Source organism: Mycobacterium sp. (assembly GCF_050701675.1).
Classification (GTDB): Bacteria; Actinomycetota; Actinomycetes; order Mycobacteriales; family Mycobacteriaceae; genus Mycobacterium.
The window spans coordinates 1-2,022 of the sequence record NZ_JBOGDD010001266.1 but is presented as its reverse complement, the minus strand read 5'-3'; the positions used below and the strand labels follow the sequence as shown (position 1 = coordinate 2,022).

Below are 2,022 nucleotides of genomic sequence, written 5' to 3'. Positions count from 1 at the left end.
GCGACGGTCGGCTGTCGTTGGATCAGGTCGGTGTCATCGCCGAGCGGGCCGCCGACGGCTCCGATGAGCACTACGCCCAGCTGGCCGCCAGCGCCACGGTCACCCAGCTACGTACCGCGGTCAAGCTGGAACCGCGACCAGAACCCGAACCCGAGTCTGACCCTGAGCCGCGTCCGGAGCCGCCGCGCTCGATCAGCAAGACCGTCGGCGAGGAGTCCACCACCTATCGGATCACCCTGCCGCACGCCGAGGCCGCCACGTTCGACGCCGCCCTGCAATCGCACACCGACGCATTGGTCGCCGACTGGAAACGCGACCATCCCGACGGCGCTGAGATGTCCGAGCAGGTGCCGCCGTTCCCCGGCCTCGTCGACGGGTTCATGAGCCTGATCGAGGCCGGCTGGGACACCGACGTGGCGCGGCGACCCCACGGGCAACGCACCACCGTGGTGGTCCACCTCGACGTCGAGAACCGGGCCGCCGCGCTGCACCTAGGTCCCCTGCTCTCCGAGGACGACCGCCGCTACCTGCTCTGCGACGCCGACTGCGAGGTGTGGTTCGAACGTCACGGTCGGGTCATCGGCTCCGGGCGGGCCACCCGCCAGATCAGCCGCCGGTTGCGCCGTGCACTCGAGCACCGCGACCGCTGCTGCGTGGTGCCCGGCTGTGGGGCCACCCGCGGTCTGCACGCCCACCACATCCGGGCCTGGGAGGACGGCGGGCTCACCGAACTGGACAACCTGGTGCTGGTCTGCCCCTATCACCACCGGCTGCACCACCGGGGCGGCATCACCATCACCGGACCCGCCCACCACCTCGTCGTCACCGACGCTGCCGGCAGGCCACTCGATGCGGGATCGCTGGCCCGCCCACCCACGCAACCCCCACCCGCCGTCGCCCCCTACTCGGGACCGACCGGCGAACGCGCCGACTGGTGGTGGTACCAACCCTTCCAACCGCAACCACCACCGACGAACAACTAGCCGCTCGAATCGTCAACCCGCCTCGAGCGGGTTGCCTTGTGGGTGCCTTCGACCCGCAGGAACGTGCGAATCACGAACCGCTGCACGACATCTTCGTCGGGGCCGAACGGACAACCCAACCCGCTTCGGGGCGATGGCGAGGGACGAAGCCCGGCGTCTTAGCGGCGGTCCTTGCCGTGGCGCACTTCGGGCGCGAAGCCCAGCGCCACCGTGTCGACCGCGATCTTGTTCGCGTCCAACGGATCTACCCGGATCGGGAGGGTGGCTCCCTCGACGGCGACCACGCTTCTCTTGTGCTGGGTGGAGAATCCGATGCGCGTGCGCACCTCGTAGCTCTCGCTCTGAGGGGGCGACACGCTAATCGTCAGGTCGGCGAGCGTGGCACCGGCGGGCACCGTGGCCCGCAGCAGCCTTGGCACCTTGACGTCCACCACGGACAGCACGGTCCCTGTCGCAGGCACGCCGCTGTAGAGCAGCGCATCGGCTTGCTGCACGGTGGTGCCGCCGCCCGGCGAGCCAGGCAATCGCCGGTCCGGATCGTCGAACGTGCCGGCCCGATACCCGTCGTCACCGCCCTGTGGCACCTGCTCGCCACGCAACTGCGCGGCCACCGCGTCGGCTGAACTCGCGTGCAGCGCACTGCGTTCGGGCAACTTGTCCCACAGCACGCTGATGGCCCCGGCCCGGCCCTCGGCCAGGTAGGACAGCCGGACCACCGCGGGCACCTCGTCTCCGGGACGCAGCCACTTGCTGGACGGCACCCGGAAGTGCTGCCCGCGGACGGCCTGGGCCGGTCGCAGGTCGAAGGTGAGGACGCCGGTGATCAGGCACCACTCGTAGGCCGCGGTCGGATCCGGCGGGCGGTCCACCGCGGTGACACGCAGCACGGCGAACGCCCAGTCTCCACCCGGCCCGAGCAACCGGTCGGCCGTCTCCTCGTCGGATTCGACCGGCTTCCGTCCCGTCAACCATGACCGCAGGCCCACGACGCCAAGCTAGCAGTTGCGCGGGGGCCCGACCTTGCAGTGCATCACCGGCC

2 protein-coding genes are annotated in these 2,022 nt (G+C 70.6%); one reads left to right on the top strand and one right to left on the bottom strand.

The window, feature by feature from the left end; genetic code table 11:
* Positions 1–983: HNH endonuclease signature motif containing protein (locus tag ACRDUX_RS39245; protein ID WP_526422693.1), on the top strand; the 983-nt coding region annotated here is incomplete at its 5' end.
* 158 nt (positions 984–1,141) lie between these two features.
* On the opposite strand, the gene ACRDUX_RS39240 is transcribed toward ACRDUX_RS39245, so the two are convergent.
* Complete coding sequence (locus ACRDUX_RS39240; protein ID WP_526422691.1) at positions 1,142–1,969, bottom strand: hypothetical protein; 828 nt, start codon at positions 1,967–1,969, stop codon at positions 1,142–1,144.
* Positions 1,970–2,022 lie beyond the last annotated feature (53 nt).